This is a genomic window from Nonomuraea sp. 3-1Str (assembly GCF_031570565.1).
GTDB lineage: Bacteria > Actinomycetota > Actinomycetes > Streptosporangiales > Streptosporangiaceae > Nonomuraea.
On sequence record NZ_JALHBK010000004.1, the window covers coordinates 106,653 to 123,235 of the forward strand.

Sequence of the window (16,583 nt, forward strand, 5' to 3'; positions counted from 1 at the left end):
CATTGACAAAAATGCTTTTTACGTAAAAGTTTGTTTTTGCGATGAGAGACGTCCTGTACCTGGAAGAGATCGAGCAGGCCGAGGCCCTGCTGAAGCCACAGCGCGTCGAGGTGCTGCGGCAGCTCGCCGAGCCGCGGACCTGCACCGAGGTCGCCGAGCGGCTCGGCCAGACGCCGCAGCGCGTCTACTACCACGTCAAACGGCTCGTCGAGGCGGGGCTCGTCGACCTGGTCTCGGAGCGCAAGGTGCGCGGCATCAGCGAGGGCATCTACCGGGCCGGCGCCAGCGCGTACTGGCTGTCGCCGCGCCTGGTGGGCCGGATCGGGCTGCGCAGGGCGCGCGACGAGCTGAGCCTCGGCTACCTGCTGGACCTCATGGAGGAGGTCCAGGCCGACGTCGCGGCACTCGACCGCACCGCTCCCGAGCTGCCGTCGATCGGCGTGTCGGGGGAGATCCGCGTACGGCCGGAGGACCGTCAGCGGTTCCTGAGCGACCTGCAGACCACGCTGCAGGAGCTGTTCACGAGGTACGGCGGAGCCGAGGGAGACGCCTTCAAGCTCGCCGTCGCCTGCTACCCGGTGCAACCGAAGGAGGAGCACGATGAGTGACCCGATGACCCTGCGCGCCCGTGTCCAGGCCCCTGTCAAAGAGGTCCGGAACGCGCTGACCGACCCCGCCGCCATGCGGATCTGGCTGGCCGAGCACGCGGAGGCCGGCCCGGACGGCTCCTTCGCCTTCTGGGGCCGCCACACGCCCGAGGGCGACGCGCCGCACCAGCGGCTCCTGCACGCCGACGACCGCACGGTCCGCTTCGCCTGGACACTCGACGGCGTCGAGACGACCACCGAGTTCGGGGTCGAGGAAGAGGGCTCGGACGCCACGATCGTGACGATCACGCAGAGCCACTACGACCACCAGGAGGCCATGGCCAACACCGGGATCCGCGGGGTCCTGCAGACGTACTGGTGCCTGGCCCTGGCGAACCTGGCCGAGCACCTGGAGGGCCGCGAGCTGACCCCGAAGATCGACTTCACCACGCGGGACATGAGCGCCGGCGTGGTCATCGACGCGGCGCCGGAGGCGGTGTTCGACTCGCTGGTCGATTCGGAGAAGGTGACGCGCTGGTTCGGGTTCCCCATCGCGATCGAGCCGTACGTGGGCGGGCGCTACGCCATGGGCGGGTTCGACAACCCTCAGCCCGCCAAGATCCTCGAACTGGAGCCGGGGCGGCGGCTCTCCGTGGACTGGGGCCCCACCGGCGTCGGCACGTGGGAGCTGGAGGGCTCCGGTGGGCGGACGCGGCTGACGCTGGTGCAGAGCGGCTTCGAGGGCGAGCGCCCGCCGTACGGGGCCTGGGGCGGCATCCTGGCGGGGCTGTCGGAGCTGCGCCGCTTCCACGAGATCCCGGACTGGCGGCCCATCTGGGTCGAGTAGGAGCCCCTGCCTTCTGAGCTCCTCGCCGGGGGCCGGGCGGGCGCGCGTTGCCGCCTCCTGGCCCGGCCTCTGGACGGCCCGCTTCTGTGGACGGGCCCGCGTCGTCCACAGAACCCCGTTCGGCGCGTGGGGGCGGCCTTGGCCCCCGCCATCCTGAGCTGGTGAAACCGCCCCCTCCCTCACGGGCCACGGTCCCCGTGCCGTTGGCGCCCGTCCCCCCGGAGTGCGTGTCCCCGAGGCCCGTACCCCCGGCATCCGCGTCCTCGGTGCCCGTACCCCCGGCATCCGGGTCCTCGGTGCCTGTGCCCTCGGAATCCGTGCCTCGTCGTCGGGCCACGCTGCTCGACCGGGCGCGGAGCGTCACCCGGGCGGTGCCGCAGGCCGTCGTCTGCCGTCAGACCGCCGCGCACGTGTGGGGCCTGCGCGTGCTCAGCCCGGGGACGGCCGACGCCGACTGGCCGGTCGAGCTGGCCGCCCCCGGTCACCTGGCGCTCCCCGGCTGCGTGACCCACGTCTGCCTGCTGCGGACGGAGGAGGTGACCGAGCACAAGGGGGTGCGCGTCACCACCCCCGGCCGCACGGCGCTCGACTGCGCCCGCTGGCTGCCGCGCCTGGAGGCGGTGGCCGCCCTCGACCAGTTCGCCCGGCGCGGGGTGGACCTGGAGGAGCTGTGGCGTCGCGCCCCCTCGTGGCAGGTGCGCGACACGCTCGCCCTGGCCGATCGGGGCGCTGGCTCACCCCGGGAGAGCTGGCTGCGCGTCATCCTCGTGGACGGCGGCCTGCCCCGCCCCGCCACCCAGATCCGCGTCACCCTGGCCGGCGACCGCCACGCCTACCTCGACCTCGGCTGGAGACCGTACCGGCTGGCGGTCGAGTACGACGGCCAGGAGCACCACACCTCCACGGCCGACCAGCATCGCGACGACACCCGCCGCGCGGAGCTGCGTCGGCACGGGTGGCGCGTCATCCCGGTGCGCAAGGACGCGATCCCCGGCCAGACGGCGGCGTTGCTGGAGCACGTCGCCAACGCCCTCATCGAATGCGGCTGGCGCCCCACACCACGCCAGACCACCCGCATCCTCTCCCGCATCCGCGCCGCCCGCCACACCCACCGCCACCGCTGACCATGCCTCGCTCCTCGGCACCCGTTTACTCGGCCGTTCATCATCGGCAGGCCGTCTGTGCCTGCTGGCTCTCGCGGTGGTGGGCGGGGCGGGGGAGGCGGTCATGCCGGCCAGGCTAGGTAGCCGGCCCGCCGCCCGCCCCGTGAAGGACGATCTTGGTGCTCAGCCGACCGAGACGGGGAGCTCCTTGATGCCGTTGATGAAGAACGAGCGCAGCCGCCGGGCCTCGCCCGTGCGGCGCAGGCGCGGGTAGCGGCGGGCCAGCTGCTCGAACAGGACCCTGAGCTCCAGCTTGGCCAGGTGGTTGCCCAGGCAGAAGTGGGCGCCGCCGCCGCCGAAGCCGATGTGCGGGTTCGGGTCGCGGCCGATGTCGAAGACCTCCGGGTCGGAGAAGGCGGAGGCGTCCCGGTTGGCCGAGGAGTAGAACACGACGACCTTGTCGTTCTCCTTGATCTGCTTGTCGCCGAGCGTCACGTCCCGCGTGGCCGTGCGGCGGAACAGGTTGACCGGCGAGACCCATCGGACGATCTCGTCGGCGGCCGTGCGCGCCAGCGACGGGTCCGCGACGAGGCGCTCCCACTGCTCCGGGTGGTCGAACAGGGCCACCATCCCGCCCGAGGCGGCGTTGCGGGTGGTCTCGTTGCCCGCCACGACCAGCAGCAGCACGAACAGGTCGAACTCGTTCTCGTCGAGGGTCTGGCCGTGCTCGTCGGACTGGATGAGCCTGGTGACGATGTCGTCGCGCGGGTTCTCCCGGCGCTGGGCGGCGAGCTGGTTGGCGTACGCGTAGAGCTCCATGGCCGCGTCGCCGCCCTCGCCGGGCGCGTCCGCGTAGTCCGGGTCCTGGGCGCCGATCATGCGGTTGGACCAGGAGAAGAGCTTGTCCCGGTCGGACACGGGCGCGCCGAGCAGCTCGCAGATGACGTACAGCGGCAGCGGGGCGGCGACCTCGGTGACGAAGTCCACCTCACCCGAGCAGTTGTCGAGCAGGTCGTCGCAGATCTCCCGGATGTGCTGCTCCAGGGCGCCGATCGTGCGCGGGGTGAAGCCCCGGTTGACCAGCGAGCGCCGCCGCGTGTGCTCCGGAGGGTCCTGGTTGAGCATCATCATCCGCTGGAACGCCCGCTGCTCCTCCGGCATCTCGTCGAACAGCGCGAGCCTGCGCTCCGAGGAGAACACGTCGGAGCGCCGCGACACCTGCACGACGTCGTCGTAGCGCGTGACCGCCCAGAACGCCGGGTCGCCTTCGTGGCGGTAGACCGGTTCGTTCTCGCGCAGCCAGCGGAGCTGGTCGAGGGGTGGTCCGAATTGCGCGTACAGGTCCTGGTCGACGAGGTCGATCCGCACGGTGACTCACCTCTAGGGGGACGGTTCCCAGCTATCTGGAACGTGTTCTATTACGGTGTGCTCTCCAGTCAAGCGCACCTGCTCCCGCATGGCCACCCGCGCTTCACGGCTTCCCCTGGCGGGTATGAGACATCGGGTGTTTGGCTGTCGTGATTTGTCCGCTCGGCGGCCGGGAGCGCCGTGGCGAGGGGCGACAAGGCGCGGGCCCTCCCGGGGACTCCTCCGGGTGAGGACTGATCGGAGAAGCCATCCGATGATCGGGCCACACGGATGTGCCGTACCGGCCGGGCCTGGGGCTCGCCCTCCTCCGATGTCTCTGCGGCCCGGTCGGGTGGTCTTTTGGGGTGCTTCGATCCCGTCCAGGGGGACTTCAGGTGCTACGTCGGCATATTTCATGTCACGGATCCGATGTATCGCTCCAGGAAGGCTTGACATGCCCCCACCACGCCCAGCAGCATCAGAGCTATAGACATCCGATGTATGGACGAAGGATGCGGTGTGAAGCTGCTGCGAGTAGGACCTGTCGGGCAGGAGCGGCCGGTGGTGATGGACGACGCCGGCAACCTGCGTGACATCGGAGAGCCCGATATCGACGGTGCTTTCCTCGCTTCGGGGGGAGTGGCCCGCGTCCGCGAGGCGCTGGAGCGCGACGAGCTGCCCGCCGTCGTCGGCGAGGGGCTGCGGGTGGGGCCGCCGATCGCGCGTCCGGGGAAGATCGTTTGCATCGGCCTCAACTACAGCGACCACGCCGCCGAGTCCGGCGCCGACGTGCCGGCCGAGCCCGTCGTGTTCATGAAGGCGTCCAACACCATGGTGGGGCCGTATGACGAGGTGCTGGTGCCGCGCGGCAGCGTGAAGACCGACTGGGAGGTGGAGCTCGCGGTCGTCATCGGCAAGCGGGCCCGCTACCTGGACAGCCGCGAGGAGGCGCTCGACGTCGTCGCCGGGTACGCGGTGGCCAACGACGTCTCCGAGAGGGAGTTCCAGCTTGAGCGTGGCGGCCAGTGGGACAAGGGCAAGTCGTGCGAGACGTTCAACCCCCTCGGGCCGTGGCTGGTGACCGCCGACGAGATCCCCGATCCGCAGAGCCTGGCGATGCGGCTGTGGGTGAACGACGAGCTCCGCCAGGACGGCGACACCAAGAACATGATCTTCGACGTGGCCGAGATCGTGCGCTACCTGAGCCGGTTCATGGTGCTCGAACCCGGTGATGTGATCAACACCGGCACCCCGGCCGGCGTCGCCATGGGCATGCCCGGCCAGCCGTACCTGCGGGCCGGTGACGTGATGGAGCTGGAGATCGAGGGCCTGGGCCGGCAGCGGCAGACGGTGGGGCAGGCATGACGGGGGACGTCGGAAAGGCGGCGCGGCCGTACCGGATCGTGGAGATGGAGACCCACGACATCCGCTTCCCCACCTCGCGCGAGCTGGACGGCTCCGACGCGATGAACCCCGACCCCGACTACTCCGCCGCCTACGTCGTGCTCAGGACCGACGACGGCTTCTCCGGCCACGGGTTCGCGTTCACGATCGGGCGCGGCAACGACGTGCAGACCACCGCGATCACCGCGCTGAGGCCGTACGTGATCGGCAGGGACGCCGAGGACCTCGGCGCGCTCTACAAGGAGATGGTCAACGACTCGCAGCTGCGCTGGCTGGGCCCCGAGAAGGGCGTCATGCACATGGCGATCTCCGCCGTGGTCAACGCCCTGTGGGACCTCAAGGCCAAGCGCGCGGGCAAGCCGGTCTGGCTGCTGCTGGCCGAGATGACCCCCGAGGAGATCGTCGACCTGGTCGACTTCCGCTATCTCAGCGACGCGCTGACGCCGGAGCAGGCCCTGGAGATCCTCAGGCGGGCCGAGGACGGCAAGCGTGAGCGCATCGAGACGCTCCGGCGCGACGGCTTCCCCGCGTACACCACCTCGCCCGGCTGGCTCGGCTACGACGACGACAAGCTGCGGCGGCTCTGCAAGGAGGCGCTCGACCAGGGCTTCCGGCAGATCAAGCTCAAGGTGGGCGCCGATCTGGCCGACGACGTGCGCCGCTTCCGGGTGGCCCGGGAGGTGTGCGGGCCGGACTACCCGATCGCGATCGACGCCAACCAGCGCTGGGACGTCGCCTCCGCCATCGCCTGGGTGAAGGCGCTCGGCGAGTTCGACCCCCACTGGGTGGAGGAGCCGACCAGCCCCGACGACGTGCTGGGCCACGCCGCCATCGCCGAGGGCATCAGGCCCATCCCCGTCGCCACGGGTGAGCACGTGCAGAACCGCATCGTGTTCAAGCAGCTCCTCCAGGCCGGCGCCATCTCGTACCTGCAGATCGACGCGGCGCGGGTCGGCGGCGTCAACGAGAACATCGCCATCCTGCTGCTCGCGGCCCGCTTCGGCGTCCCGGTCTGCCCGCACGCGGGCGGGGTGGGGCTGTGCGAGCTGGTGCAGCACCTGTCGATGTTCGACTACGCGGCGGTCAGCGGCTCCATGGACGATCGGGTGATCGAGTACGTCGACCATCTGCACGAGCACTTCATCGACCCGGTCGTGATCGACAACGGAAGGTACCGCGCGCCCTCCGCGCCGGGCTTCAGCGCGGAGATGCGCCCCGAGTCGATCGCGGCCCACAGTTTCCCCGACGGCGAGGTCTGGAAGGACGCATGACTCTCAGAGCGATCGTGACAGGCGGCGGGTCCGGCATCGGCCTGGCCACCGCGACCCTGCTGGCCGAGCGCGGCATGAAGGTGGCGTGCCTCGACCTCAACCCCCCGGGCGACCCGTTCGTCGGTGTCAAGGCGGACGTCACGGACGACGCGGAGGTGCGCGCGGCCGTCGCCGAGGCGGCCGAGCGGCTCGGCGGCATCGACGTGGTCGTCAACAACGCGGGCATCGGCGCCCAGGGGACGGTCGCGGACAACCCCGACAGCGAGTGGCAGCGGGTCTTCGACGTCAACGTGCTCGGCATGGTCCGGGTGAGCCGGGCGGCGCTGCCGTACCTGCGCAGGTCGGAGCACGCGGCGATCGTCAACACCTGCTCCATCGCCGCCACCGCCGGCCTGCCGAACCGCGCCCTCTACAGCGCCACCAAGGGGGCGGTGCTGTCGCTGACCCTGGCGATGGCCGCCGACCACGTCCGTGAGGGCATCCGCGTCAACTGCGTGAACCCCGGCACCGCCGACACCCCGTGGGTGGGCCGGCTGCTCGACGTGGCCGACGACCCGGAGGCGGAACGCCTGGCACTGAACGCCAGGCAGCCGATGGGCCGCCTGGTCACCGCCGAGGAGGTCGCCGCCGCGATCGCGTACCTGGCGAGCCCGGAGTCGAGCTCGACCACGGGCACGGCGCTCGCGGTCGACGGAGGCATGCAGGGGCTGCGGCTGCGCCCCGCCACCTGAGGGCCCGCAGGCCCTCGAACTGAAGACAGCAATCCAGGGCCGGCCCCAGTGGGGGGACCGGCCCAGCCCGAGGAAGGTGGCTCTCCACGATGAAGCTCGGCCCGGTCGTCGCCGGCGCGGCCCTCATGGCGGTCGTCGCCGCGTGCGGCTCCAGTACTACGTCCACCACCGGTAGCGGCGCGGCGGGCGGTGGGAAGGTCGGCGTCGACTACCCGCGCGCCGACTCCGACTTCTGGAACTCCTATATCAAGTACGTCCCGCAGATGGCCGCCGAGCAGAAGGTGGAGCTGATGCAGCCCACCAACTCGCAGAACGACGTGGCCAAGCTCGTCAGCAACGTCCAGGCGCTGGTCGGCCAGGGCGCCAAGGCGATCGTCATGGCCCCCCAGGACACCGGCGCGATCGCCACCACCCTGCAGACGCTGGAGAACAAGAAGATCCCGGTCGTCTCGGTGGACACCCGCCCCGACAAGGGCAAGGTCTACATGGTGGTCCGCGCCGACAACCGGGCGTACGGGACCAAGGCCTGCGAGTTCCTCGGCGAGAAGCTGGGCGGCAAGGGCAAGGTCGTCCAGCTCATGGGCTCGCTCAGCTCGATCAACGGCCGTGACCGGGCCGAGGCGTTCCGCGAGTGCATGAAGACGAAGTTCCCCGGCATCACGGTGTTCGAGGAGCCGACGGAGTGGGAGGGCAGCAAGGCCGCGTCCATGCTGCAGACCCGCCTGGAGCAGAACCCGGACATCAAGGGGGTCTACATGCACGCCGGCGGCGTCCACCTGGCCCCGACGCTCCAGGTGCTCAAGCAGAAGGGTCTGCTCGTCCCGCCGAGCGATCCCAAGCACGTCTTCGTGATCTCCAACGACGGCATCCCGGAGGAGCTGGAGGCGATCCGCAAGGGTGAGATCGACGCCACGGTCTCGCAGCCGGCCGACCTGTACGCGAAGTACGCGATGTTCTACGCGAAGGCGGCGACCGAGGGGAAGACCTTCAAGCCGGGCGCGACGGACCACGACAGCTCGATCATCCAGCTTCCCAACGGCCTGGAGGACCAGCTTCCGGCCCCGCTGGTGACGAAGGACAACGTGGATGACAAGAACCTCTGGGGCAATCAGGTCAAGTGATGAAATATCACGTTGAAGCTCGTAATGTGGTGAAGCGCTTCGGGCCGACCGTGGCGCTGAACGGCGCGAGCATCGCGATCGCCGAGGGCGAGACGCACGCCCTCGTCGGCCGGAACGGCGCGGGCAAGTCCACGCTGGTGTCGATCCTCACCGGCCTGCAACCGGCGGACGAGGGCGAGGTGCTGTTCGCGGGGGAGCCCGCGCCGGCCCTCGCCGACCGTGACGCGTGGCGGCGGCGCGTCGCCTGCGTCTACCAGAAGTCCACGATCATCCCCGCCCTCACCGTGGCCGAGAACCTGTTCCTCAACCGCCAGACCGACAGCGGGATGATCAGGTGGCGGGCGCTGCGGGCCAGGGCCCGCGAGCTGCTCGACACGTACGAGGTGGACGTCGACGTCCAGGCGCTGGCCGGCGACCTGAGCGTCGAGCAGCGCCAGCTCGTCGAGATCGCCCGCGCGCTGTCGTTCGGCGCCCGGTTCATCATCCTGGACGAGCCGACCGCCCGCCTCGACGGCCCGGCCATCGACCGGCTGTTCACCCGCATGCGGGCGCTGCGCGAGCAGGGCGTCACGATGATGTACATCTCGCACCACCTCGACGAGGTGTACGAGATCTGCCAGAGCGTCACGGTCTTCCGCGACGCCCGGCACATCGTCACCCGGCCCGTCGCCGGGTTCCCCCACGACGAGCTGGTGGGCGCCATGACCGGCGAGGCCACGGTCACCTACGAGGCGCGTGCCCGCACGGCCGGCGACCGCGTCGTGCTCGCGGGGGAGGGCCTGTCGCTCGGCGGCCACTACCGGGACGTGGACCTCGCCGTCCGGTCCGGCGAGGTCGTCGGCCTGGCCGGCTCGGCCAGCAGCGGCAAGGTCGGGCTCGCCGAGACCCTCGTCGGCCTGCGCCGCCCCGACACCGGCACGGTCACGGTCAACGGCGTCCGGGTCCGCCCCGGCGACGTGCCGTCCGCGCTGCGCGCCGGGCTCGGCTTCGTCCCCGAGGATCGCCATCACGAGGGGTTCGTGCCGCTGCTGTCGGTGGCCGAGAACGCCACCATCCCCGTCGCCCGCAAGCTCGGCCGCCTCGGCACGATCTCCCCGTCCAGGCAGCGGGCCCGGGCCGTACAGCTCATCGGCGACCTGGACATCAAGACCGAAGGACCGGAGCAGCCCGTCGGCGACCTGTCCGGTGGCAACGCGCAGAAGGTGGTGTTCGCGCGGGCGCTGGTCGACGAGCCGTCCGCGCTGGTAGTGATCAACCCGACGGCCGGCGTCGACGTCAAGGCCAAGCAGGCCCTGCTCGGCGCCGTCGAGGACGCGGTCGAGCGGGGCGCGGGAGCCGTGCTCGTCTCCGACGACCTCGACGACCTGCGCGTCTGCGATCGGGTGCTGGTGATGTTCCACGGCAGGGTCGTGAAGGACGTGCCGCGTGGGTGGACCGACCACGAGCTCGTGGCCGTGATGGAAGGCATTGAACAGTGACGACACTGACCGCGTCGCCGACCCCCCGGGTCCGGCTCGCCCGGCTCCGGGACCTGACCCTGGTCCCGGTGATCCTCATCCTGCTCGTCGTGGGCGCGTTCCTGGACCCGACGTTCCTGACGAGCGGCAACCTGACGAACGTGCTCCAGCAGCAGGCGGCGATCTCCCTGCTGGTGCTGGCCGAGGCCATGATCCTGATCGCCGGCAAGTTCGACCTGTCGCTGGAGTCGACGGTCGGCATGGCACCGGCGATCGCGGTCATGCTGGTGATCCCGGCCTCGGCCGGCGGGTTCGGCCTGGGCCTGCCCGGCGGTCTGGTCATCCCGCTCTGCCTGCTGGTCGGGGCGGCCATCGGGGCGTTCAACGGCTGGCTGATCGTCAAGTTCCAGCTGTCCGCGTTCATCGTGACGCTCGCCATGCTGATCATCGTGCACGGGCTCCAGCTCGGCCCGACCGAGGGCAAGACGCTCTTCGAGCTCCCCGAGTCGATCCTCTACCTGGGCAGCGCCGTCTGGTTCGGCCTGCCGGCGGCCATCTGGATCGCCGGGGTGCTGTTCGCGGCCGGCATCGCCGGGCTCGCCTACTTCCGGATCGGCCGCTCCCTGTACGCCATCGGCGGCAACATCGACGCCGCCCGGGCCGCCGGCATCCGCGTGGACCGGGTGCTGTGGGGCGTGTTCATCCTCGGCGGCACGCTCGCGGCGCTCGCCGGCGTGCTGGAGACGGGCCGCCTCGGCGCGATCGGTTCCAACCAGGGCGTCGGCTGGATCTTCATGGTGTTCGCGGCGGCGGTCATCGGCGGCGTGAGCATGGACGGCGGCAAGGGCACGATCCTCGGCGCGCTGACCGGCGTCCTCGTGATCGGCCTGGTGCAGAACATCCTCACGCTCAAGGGCGTCTCCGGCTTCTGGCAGCCGGTCGTGTACGGCGGGATCATCCTGATCGCGCTCATCATCAGCCGCATCGCGGGCGGAAAGGCGCAGGACTGATGGAACGGCTCGCCCTGCGCACCCGGCTCAGACCGGGCTGCGAGGAGATCTACGACCGGGAGCACACCGAGATCCCGGCCGAGCTGGAGCAGGCCATGCGCGAGCACGGGGTGCGCTCGTGGCGCATCTACCGCGACGGCCTGGACCTGTTCCACTTCGTGGAGGTCGAGGACTACGCCGCCCTGCAGGCCGCCCTCCGCGACCACCCCGCCGACCAGGCGTGGCAGGCCAGGATGAACCGGCTGCTCGACGGAGACTTCGACAAGGGCTCCGGCGGGCTCTCACTGGTATGGGAGATGACATGATCGCGTTACCGCGCCACGGGTTCGGCGCGGCGCCGATCGCGGGGCTGTACGAGGCGGTGAGCGAGGAGCAGGCCCGCGCCACGGTCGACGCCGCCTGGGACAGTGGGGTCCGGCTGTTCGACACGGCCCCGCACTACGGGCTCGGCCTGTCGGAGCGCCGCCTCGGGGCCGCGCTCGCCGGCCGTACCGGGTACGTGCTGTCCACCAAGGTCGGCCGCCTGCTGGTGCCGTCCGGCCGGGACGGGCACGACGATCAGGGCTTCGACGTTCCCGCCGACCACGTCCGGGTCTGGGACTTCTCGCGCGACGGCGTCCGCCGCTCGCTGGAGGAGTCCCTGGAACGGCTGGGCCTGCCGGCCGTGGACATCGCGCTCATCCACGACCCGGACGACCACATGGAGGAGGCGCTGGCCCACGCCTACCCGGCGCTGGCCGAGCTGCGCGACCAGGGCGTGGTCAAGGCCGTCGGGGTCGGCATGAACCAGTGGCGGGCGCCGCTGCGGTTCGTGGAGGAGACCGGCGTCGACGTGGTCATGCTGGCCGGCCGCTACACCCTGCTCGACCAGTCGGGGCTGCCGCTGCTGGAGGCGTGCGCGAAACGCGGCGTGCGAGTGCTCGCGGCGGGGGTGTTCAACAGCGGCCTGCTGGCCACCGCGCGACCCTCGGGCACCTTCGACTACGCCCCGGCGCCGCCCGCCGTCCTCGACCGGGCCCGCCGCGTCGCCCGGGTCTGCGAGTCGTACGGCGTGCCGCTCCCTCAGGCGGCGATGGCCTTCCCGCTGCGGCACCCGGCGGTGGCCTCGATCGTGCTCGGCGCCCGCTCCCCGGAGGAGGTCCACGCCAACGCCGCCCTGTGGGACCGTCCGGTGCCGGAGGACCTGTGGTCGGAGCTGGAGGCGGAGGGCCTGCTGCCCCCTGCCCCCTGAGACGGTCAGGCGGTGAGGGCGTAGCTGGCGATCCACAGCCCCGGGATCACCTCGCGCTCACCCCGCCCCTCGAACCCCAGCCGCTCGTACAGGCTCCGGGCGGGGACGTTGTCGCGGCCGGTGGACACGACCACCCGGCGGCCGGCCGCCCGCGCCACGACCTCCTCGACCAGCGCGCGGCCGATGCCGCGCCGGTGGGCGCCGGGGTGCACGATCAGCCGGTTGACGTCCACCTCGTCCGGCGTCTCCTCCCACGCCACGGCGCCCGCCAACCGCCCGTCCTCGTCGAACGCGCCCAGCCAGGTCAGCGGCTCGGCGCGCAGCGCGTCCAGGGTCTCGTGCAGGGGCGGGATCCGGTCGTCGCCGATGAGCCGCGCCTCCACGGCGTACGCGGCGTGCTGCAGGTCCAGCAGCTCCTGGCCGAAGGGGTCGTCATGCGGGGATATATCCGAGATGAGCACTCGACGAGTATGGCCTATCCGATCTCCCACAGCGCGCTCACCGGCATCGCCCGCATCCGGTCGCCGAAGGAGTAGGTCTGGTCACCGGTGTACAGCACCACTCCGGTGACGAAGTCGTCGCCGAGCCGGTCGGCCAGGTGCCTGAGCCCCCGGAAGTCTTCGGCCCTTACGGTCGACGCCGCCTTGACCTCGATCCCGACCACGCGCCCCTGCCGGTTCTCGAGGACGGCGTCGACCTCGACCTTGTCCTTGGTCCGGTAGTGGAAGAGATCCACTCTCTCCTCCGCCCAGGTGAGCTGCCGGCCGAGCTCCATGAGGACGAACGCTTCGAGCAGCGGGCCGAACGCGCTCCCGGGCCGCACCAGGCCCCGCGCGTCCGCACCCAGGAGGTTCGCCGCGATGCCGGAGTCGACGAAGGCCAGCTTGGGAGCCGCGACCGCGCGGTTGCCCAGGTTGCGTGACCATGCAGGGATGCGTTTGATCAGGAAGACCTCTTCCAGGAGGGCGAGGTATCGGTGGACGGTGCTCGCCGACAGCTGCAGCTCGTTGCTGAGTCCGTTGGCCATGAGGAGCTGCCCGGAGCGGGCGGCGAGCATGCGCAACAGCGCGCGCATCTGACCTGATCGCTCGATCTCGGAGAGCTGGCGGATGTCCCGGGCGATCAGATCACCCACGTACGAGTCGAAGAAACGCTGGCTCCGTCGCGCGTTCTGCCGAGCCACAGCCTCGGGGAATCCTCCTCGTACGAGACGCGCGGCGTAACCGGCCCGCGATACGCCCGTCGTGTGACGCAGCTCCGGTCCCTGCGCGAACACGGCATCGACGAAGCCGTCGGCCGTGCCGTCGATCTCGCCCTGCGAGAAGGGCCACAGCTCGATGGTCTCCATCCGGCCCGGAAGGGTGTCCGGTAGATCGCGAAGACCGAGCAGCCGGGACGAGCCCGTCAGCAGATAGCGGCCCGGGCGCGGGTCGCGGTCTACCTGAGCCTTGATCGCCAGCAGCAGCTCGGGAACCCGCTGGATCTCGTCGACGACCATGAGCTGCGGGAAGTCCACGAAGCCGGCCGGATCCGAGACCGCGGCCTGTCGGGCGACAGGATCGTCAAGGTCACGCCACTCCGCGGCGACGTCTTTGGCCACTCCTCTGACCAGCGTGCTCTTGCCGCACTGGCGCGCTCCGTTGATCAGCACCACGCGCGTGTCGGAAAGCGCCTCGCTCACGGCACGCTCAGCACGTCTGGGAATCACAGTGCCCAATGGAGGGGTGACCATTCCCCCAGGATGACACACTCGTGTGGCATGTTGGTCGCACCATGGCTGACACGTCGGCCGCCATGATCCTGACGCGTTGGTCGCCCCTTGCTACGGCTTGGCGGAGGGGATGAGGAGCCATGCCCTGGACGGGCCCGGCTCGTACGGGGCATCGAGGCGTTTGGCGACGATGCCCGGCAGGCCCTGCTCGCGGGCGGCCCGGCGGACCGGTGCCGCCTGGCCCGGCCACGACGGGGCCGTCTGCCAGCGCGCCGCCGACAGCCCGAGCGCCTCCAGGGCCGCGCGGCGAACCGTGAACGGCTCGGCCACCAGCGAGCGGCCGTCGTCGTACAGCAGGTCGTAGCAGACCAGGACCTCCGCGCCGCCCAGCGTGACGACCTCTCCGTCCAGGACCGCGCTGCGGCTGCCGAACGAGGCGGCGAGGGGCCGCAGCCACGGGTGCTCCCGCGCGGCGTCCGTCCGTCCGCCGTCGATCAGCACCAGCACCCGCCGGCCGCCCCACGCGAACTCGAACGCGTACGCCTCCTCGTCGCGCGGCGGCCGGGCGCGCTCGATCGGCAGCATCGGCTCCAGCGGCGGGAACGGGTCGCGCGCCGGCGGGTCCATCCGGTGGATCATCCAGTTCTTGCCGTTCGTCTGGAACAGCACGAACCGTCCCGAGGCACGGGACCCGCGCAGCACCACCTTGACCTCGCGATCCGACCACTTCTCCGTCTCGTACGTGCCCCGGTCCCAGATCGTCATCGTGCCGCCGCCGTACTCGCCCGCCGGGATCTCGCCGTGGAAGGTGAGGTACTCCATCGGGTGGTCCTCGGTGTGGACGGCCAGGTGGTTGACGGCGGGGTCGGCCGGCAGGCCCTTCGGGACGGCCCACGAGGCGAGCACGCCGTCGCGCTCCAGCCGCAGATCCCAGTGCAGGGAGCGGGCGTGGTGCTCCTGGATCACGTACGCGGCGCCGCCGGGCTTCCGGGCGCCGTCGGAGCCGTCGAGGCCGGATGAGGGGTCGCGGGCGGGAGGCTCGGCGGGGACGGGCTCGGGGGTACGGCGGGGGTCGCGTTTGCTCCGGTATCGCTCGAGTTTGTCGGCCACACGGCTCTCCTACCCCCGGCACGCCCGCCCGCACGGTCCGCACCGTCGGAACCGCCGGCACCGCCTCGTACGGCCGGCACCGCCTCGTACGAGGTGGTGCCGGCACGGGCCGCCGCGAGCGCGTGACGGGCCGCCGCTGACGACCAAAGTCGCGCACGGCCGATACTTTCGGATGAAGGGCGGCCCGCCGGTCGCGGTTACGGTTGCTGCGGAGCCCCACGCGACCGACAAGGAGCCCACCCATGCCCTCCGGAGCCCCGTCCCCGCCGGACGCGACGGCCCTGCCCGCCCTGGGGGAGCGCGTCCTCATCTGGGTCGCCTTCCCGTTGCTGGGCGCCGGGGCGGGCTGGCTCCTGCGGTACGTCGCCGGGTGGGCCGCGTCGCTGCCGTGGACCCCGTTCGAGGGGCCGCTGCGGCTGGTCGGGTCGATCCCGCCGACGGCGTTCACGATCGGGGCGGTGGCCCTCGGCGCCGTCGCCGGGCTGGTGCTGGCCGTGATCGCCGACGAGTACACCGTGAAGGTCGTCGTGGACGACCGGCAGGTGGCCGTCGCCCACCGCGGTTCCCGGCGGGAGGTGCCGCGCGGGTCGATCGCCGCGGTGTTCCTCGACGCCAAGCAGCTCGTGCTGCTCGGCCACGACACCGAGGAGCTCGTACGGCAGGGCGGCGACCTGCCCCGGCCGGGCCCGCTGGCCGCCGCCTTCCAGGCCCACGGCTACCCCTGGCGGGAGGGCGACCCGCACCGGGAGGAGTTCCGGCGCTGGGCCGACGGCCTCCCGGACCTGACCGACGCCGCCCACGCCTACTTCAGGGCCCGCGCCCGCGCGCTGGAGAAGGGCGACGGCGAGGACGCGGAGCAGCTCCGGCTGGAGCTGGCCCGGCTGGGCGTCGCGGTACGCGAGGAGAACAAGCGCCAGTTCTGGCGCCTCACCGGCCGTCCGCCCAGCGGGTAGCCAGGCGGGAAGGTCAGTCCAGGGCCTTGCGGAGCCAGGACTCGACGCCCGCCACGTGCACCGTGGCCCAGGAGCGGGCCACGTCGGCCTGGCGGGCGGCGATGGCCTCGTAGATCGCGGTGTGCTGCTCGCGGGTCTTCTCCATCGCGCCCTCCTGGGTCAGGCCGCGCCAGATGCGCGCCCGGGTGGTCGGCCCGGACAGGCTCTCGATGAACGAGCAGAGCACGGTGTTGCCCGACCCCTGCGCGATGCGCTGGTGGAACTCCAGGTCGTTGGCCACCAGCTCCTCGACGGTCGGCTCGGCGGGCAGCGACTCCAGGATCACCCGCAGCTCGTCGATCTCGTCGTCGGTCATGAGCTTGGTGGCCATAGCGGTGGCGGCCGGCTCCAGGATGCGGCGTACCTCGAAGAACTGCAGGACGGTGTCGTCCCGGTGCAGGTCGAGCACGAACGACATGGTGTCGAGCAGCAGCCTGGGCTCCAGGCTGGTGACGTACGTGCCGTCGCCCTGCCGTACGTCCAGGACGTTGATCAGGGCGAGGGCGCGGACGGCCTCGCGCAGCGAGTTGCGTGACAGGCCGAGCCGTTCGGCGAGGTCGGCCTCCTTGGGAAGCCGGTCCCCGGGGGTGAGCTCGCCGGAGAGGATCATCTGCTTGATCTTGTCGATGGCCGCGTCGGTGACCGCCACGCTTTTCTCCCT

At 71.3% G+C, this 16,583-nt stretch carries 17 protein-coding genes; 12 read left to right on the forward strand and 5 right to left on the reverse strand.

The features are described 5' to 3' along the window. Window positions 1–41 precede the first annotated feature (41 nt). The 3 genes from MTP10_RS09350 to MTP10_RS09360 all read left to right on the forward strand — a co-directional run bounded on the left by MTP10_RS09350 (window position 42) and on the right by MTP10_RS09360 (window position 2,558). On the forward strand, window positions 42–608 hold the full coding sequence (locus MTP10_RS09350) for a helix-turn-helix domain-containing protein (RefSeq protein WP_310708655.1): 567 nt from the start codon (window positions 42–44) through the stop codon (window positions 606–608). Next, window positions 601–1,434: an SRPBCC family protein gene (locus tag MTP10_RS09355; RefSeq protein ID WP_310708656.1), complete on the forward strand. Its 834-nt coding sequence runs from the start codon at window positions 601–603 to the stop codon at window positions 1,432–1,434. The genes MTP10_RS09350 and MTP10_RS09355 overlap by 8 nt, the downstream gene beginning before the upstream one ends. Before the next feature lie 317 nt (window positions 1,435–1,751). Continuing rightward, window positions 1,752–2,558 (forward strand): DUF559 domain-containing protein, encoded by an 807-nt coding sequence (locus tag MTP10_RS09360; protein ID WP_310708657.1) that lies wholly within the window; start codon window positions 1,752–1,754, stop codon window positions 2,556–2,558. 162 nt (window positions 2,559–2,720) lie between these two features. Here MTP10_RS09360 and MTP10_RS09365 read toward each other — a convergent pair whose 3' ends face one another. Further along, window positions 2,721–3,905, reverse strand: a complete 1,185-nt coding sequence (locus tag MTP10_RS09365) for a cytochrome P450 (protein ID WP_310708658.1) — start codon at window positions 3,903–3,905, stop codon at window positions 2,721–2,723. A 498-nt stretch (window positions 3,906–4,403) separates the two neighbouring features. Between MTP10_RS09365 and MTP10_RS09370 the strand changes: the two genes are divergently transcribed. The 8 genes from MTP10_RS09370 (at window position 4,404) to MTP10_RS09405 (ending at window position 12,109) form a co-directional block, all read left to right on the forward strand. Beyond that, window positions 4,404–5,249, forward strand: a complete 846-nt coding sequence (locus MTP10_RS09370; protein ID WP_310708659.1) for a fumarylacetoacetate hydrolase family protein — start codon at window positions 4,404–4,406, stop codon at window positions 5,247–5,249. Further along, entirely contained in the window at window positions 5,246–6,559 is a 1,314-nt protein-coding gene (locus MTP10_RS09375) for an L-fuconate dehydratase (protein WP_310708660.1), read from the forward strand. Before MTP10_RS09370 ends, MTP10_RS09375 begins: the two co-directional genes overlap by 4 nt. Further along, window positions 6,556–7,290 carry an SDR family oxidoreductase gene (locus MTP10_RS09380; RefSeq protein WP_310708661.1) on the forward strand — a complete coding sequence of 245 codons (735 nt, stop codon included), beginning with the start codon at window positions 6,556–6,558 and terminating at the stop codon, window positions 7,288–7,290. Before MTP10_RS09375 ends, MTP10_RS09380 begins: the two co-directional genes overlap by 4 nt. A gap of 89 nt (window positions 7,291–7,379) precedes the next feature. Beyond that, complete coding sequence (locus MTP10_RS09385; RefSeq protein WP_310708662.1) at window positions 7,380–8,411, forward strand: sugar ABC transporter substrate-binding protein; 1,032 nt, start codon at window positions 7,380–7,382, stop codon at window positions 8,409–8,411. 26 nt (window positions 8,412–8,437) lie between these two features. Beyond that, the gene (locus tag MTP10_RS09390) at window positions 8,438–9,889 is read left to right on the forward strand and encodes a sugar ABC transporter ATP-binding protein (RefSeq protein WP_310708663.1); all 1,452 of its coding nucleotides are present in this window, start codon (window positions 8,438–8,440) and stop codon (window positions 9,887–9,889) included. Further along, window positions 9,886–10,878, forward strand: coding sequence for an ABC transporter permease (locus MTP10_RS09395; protein ID WP_310708664.1), 993 nt, complete (start codon window positions 9,886–9,888; stop codon window positions 10,876–10,878). Before MTP10_RS09390 ends, MTP10_RS09395 begins: the two co-directional genes overlap by 4 nt. Further along, window positions 10,878–11,183 (forward strand): L-rhamnose mutarotase, encoded by a 306-nt coding sequence (locus MTP10_RS09400; protein WP_310708665.1) that lies wholly within the window; start codon window positions 10,878–10,880, stop codon window positions 11,181–11,183. Before MTP10_RS09395 ends, MTP10_RS09400 begins: the two co-directional genes overlap by 1 nt. Further along, window positions 11,180–12,109 carry an aldo/keto reductase gene (locus MTP10_RS09405; protein ID WP_310708666.1) on the forward strand — a complete coding sequence of 310 codons (930 nt, stop codon included), beginning with the start codon at window positions 11,180–11,182 and terminating at the stop codon, window positions 12,107–12,109. Before MTP10_RS09400 ends, MTP10_RS09405 begins: the two co-directional genes overlap by 4 nt. Window positions 12,110–12,114: 5 nt before the next feature. Here MTP10_RS09405 and MTP10_RS09410 read toward each other — a convergent pair whose 3' ends face one another. From MTP10_RS09410 to MTP10_RS09420, 3 genes are all read right to left on the reverse strand, one after another. Further along, window positions 12,115–12,570 (reverse strand): GNAT family N-acetyltransferase, encoded by a 456-nt coding sequence (locus tag MTP10_RS09410; RefSeq protein WP_310708667.1) that lies wholly within the window; start codon window positions 12,568–12,570, stop codon window positions 12,115–12,117. Between the two features lie 14 nt (window positions 12,571–12,584). Continuing rightward, window positions 12,585–13,790, reverse strand: coding sequence for an ATP-binding protein (locus MTP10_RS09415; protein ID WP_310708668.1), 1,206 nt, complete (start codon window positions 13,788–13,790; stop codon window positions 12,585–12,587). Window positions 13,791–13,931: 141 nt separating this feature from the next. Continuing rightward, complete coding sequence (locus tag MTP10_RS09420; protein ID WP_310708669.1) at window positions 13,932–14,930, reverse strand: DNA polymerase ligase N-terminal domain-containing protein; 999 nt, start codon at window positions 14,928–14,930, stop codon at window positions 13,932–13,934. Between the two features lie 242 nt (window positions 14,931–15,172). Here MTP10_RS09420 and MTP10_RS09425 point away from each other — a divergent pair, with 242 nt between their 5' ends. Beyond that, complete coding sequence (locus tag MTP10_RS09425) at window positions 15,173–15,883, forward strand: hypothetical protein (RefSeq protein ID WP_310708670.1); 711 nt, start codon at window positions 15,173–15,175, stop codon at window positions 15,881–15,883. Window positions 15,884–15,896: 13 nt separating this feature from the next. Here the strand turns inward: MTP10_RS09425 and MTP10_RS09430 are convergent, their stop codons facing one another. Further along, window positions 15,897–16,571, reverse strand: coding sequence for a FadR/GntR family transcriptional regulator (locus MTP10_RS09430; protein ID WP_310708671.1), 675 nt, complete (start codon window positions 16,569–16,571; stop codon window positions 15,897–15,899). Between the last annotated feature and the right edge of the window lie 12 nt (window positions 16,572–16,583).

Bases quoted from the DNA above. Each gene is read 5' to 3' on its own strand.
- MTP10_RS09350 (WP_310708655.1), top strand. From the start codon at position 42: ATGAGAGACGTCCTGTACCTGGAAGAGATCGAGCAGGCCGAGGCCCTG.
- MTP10_RS09355 (WP_310708656.1), top strand. From the start codon at position 601: ATGAGTGACCCGATGACCCTGCGCGCCCGTGTCCAGGCCCCTGTCAAA.
- MTP10_RS09375 (WP_310708660.1), top strand. From the start codon at position 5,246: ATGACGGGGGACGTCGGAAAGGCGGCGCGGCCGTACCGGATCGTGGAG.
- MTP10_RS09380 (WP_310708661.1), top strand. From the start codon at position 6,556: ATGACTCTCAGAGCGATCGTGACAGGCGGCGGGTCCGGCATCGGCCTG.
- MTP10_RS09385 (WP_310708662.1), top strand. From the start codon at position 7,380: ATGAAGCTCGGCCCGGTCGTCGCCGGCGCGGCCCTCATGGCGGTCGTC.
- MTP10_RS09400 (WP_310708665.1), top strand. From the start codon at position 10,878: ATGGAACGGCTCGCCCTGCGCACCCGGCTCAGACCGGGCTGCGAGGAG.
- MTP10_RS09405 (WP_310708666.1), top strand. From the start codon at position 11,180: ATGATCGCGTTACCGCGCCACGGGTTCGGCGCGGCGCCGATCGCGGGG.
- MTP10_RS09425 (WP_310708670.1), top strand. From the start codon at position 15,173: ATGCCCTCCGGAGCCCCGTCCCCGCCGGACGCGACGGCCCTGCCCGCC.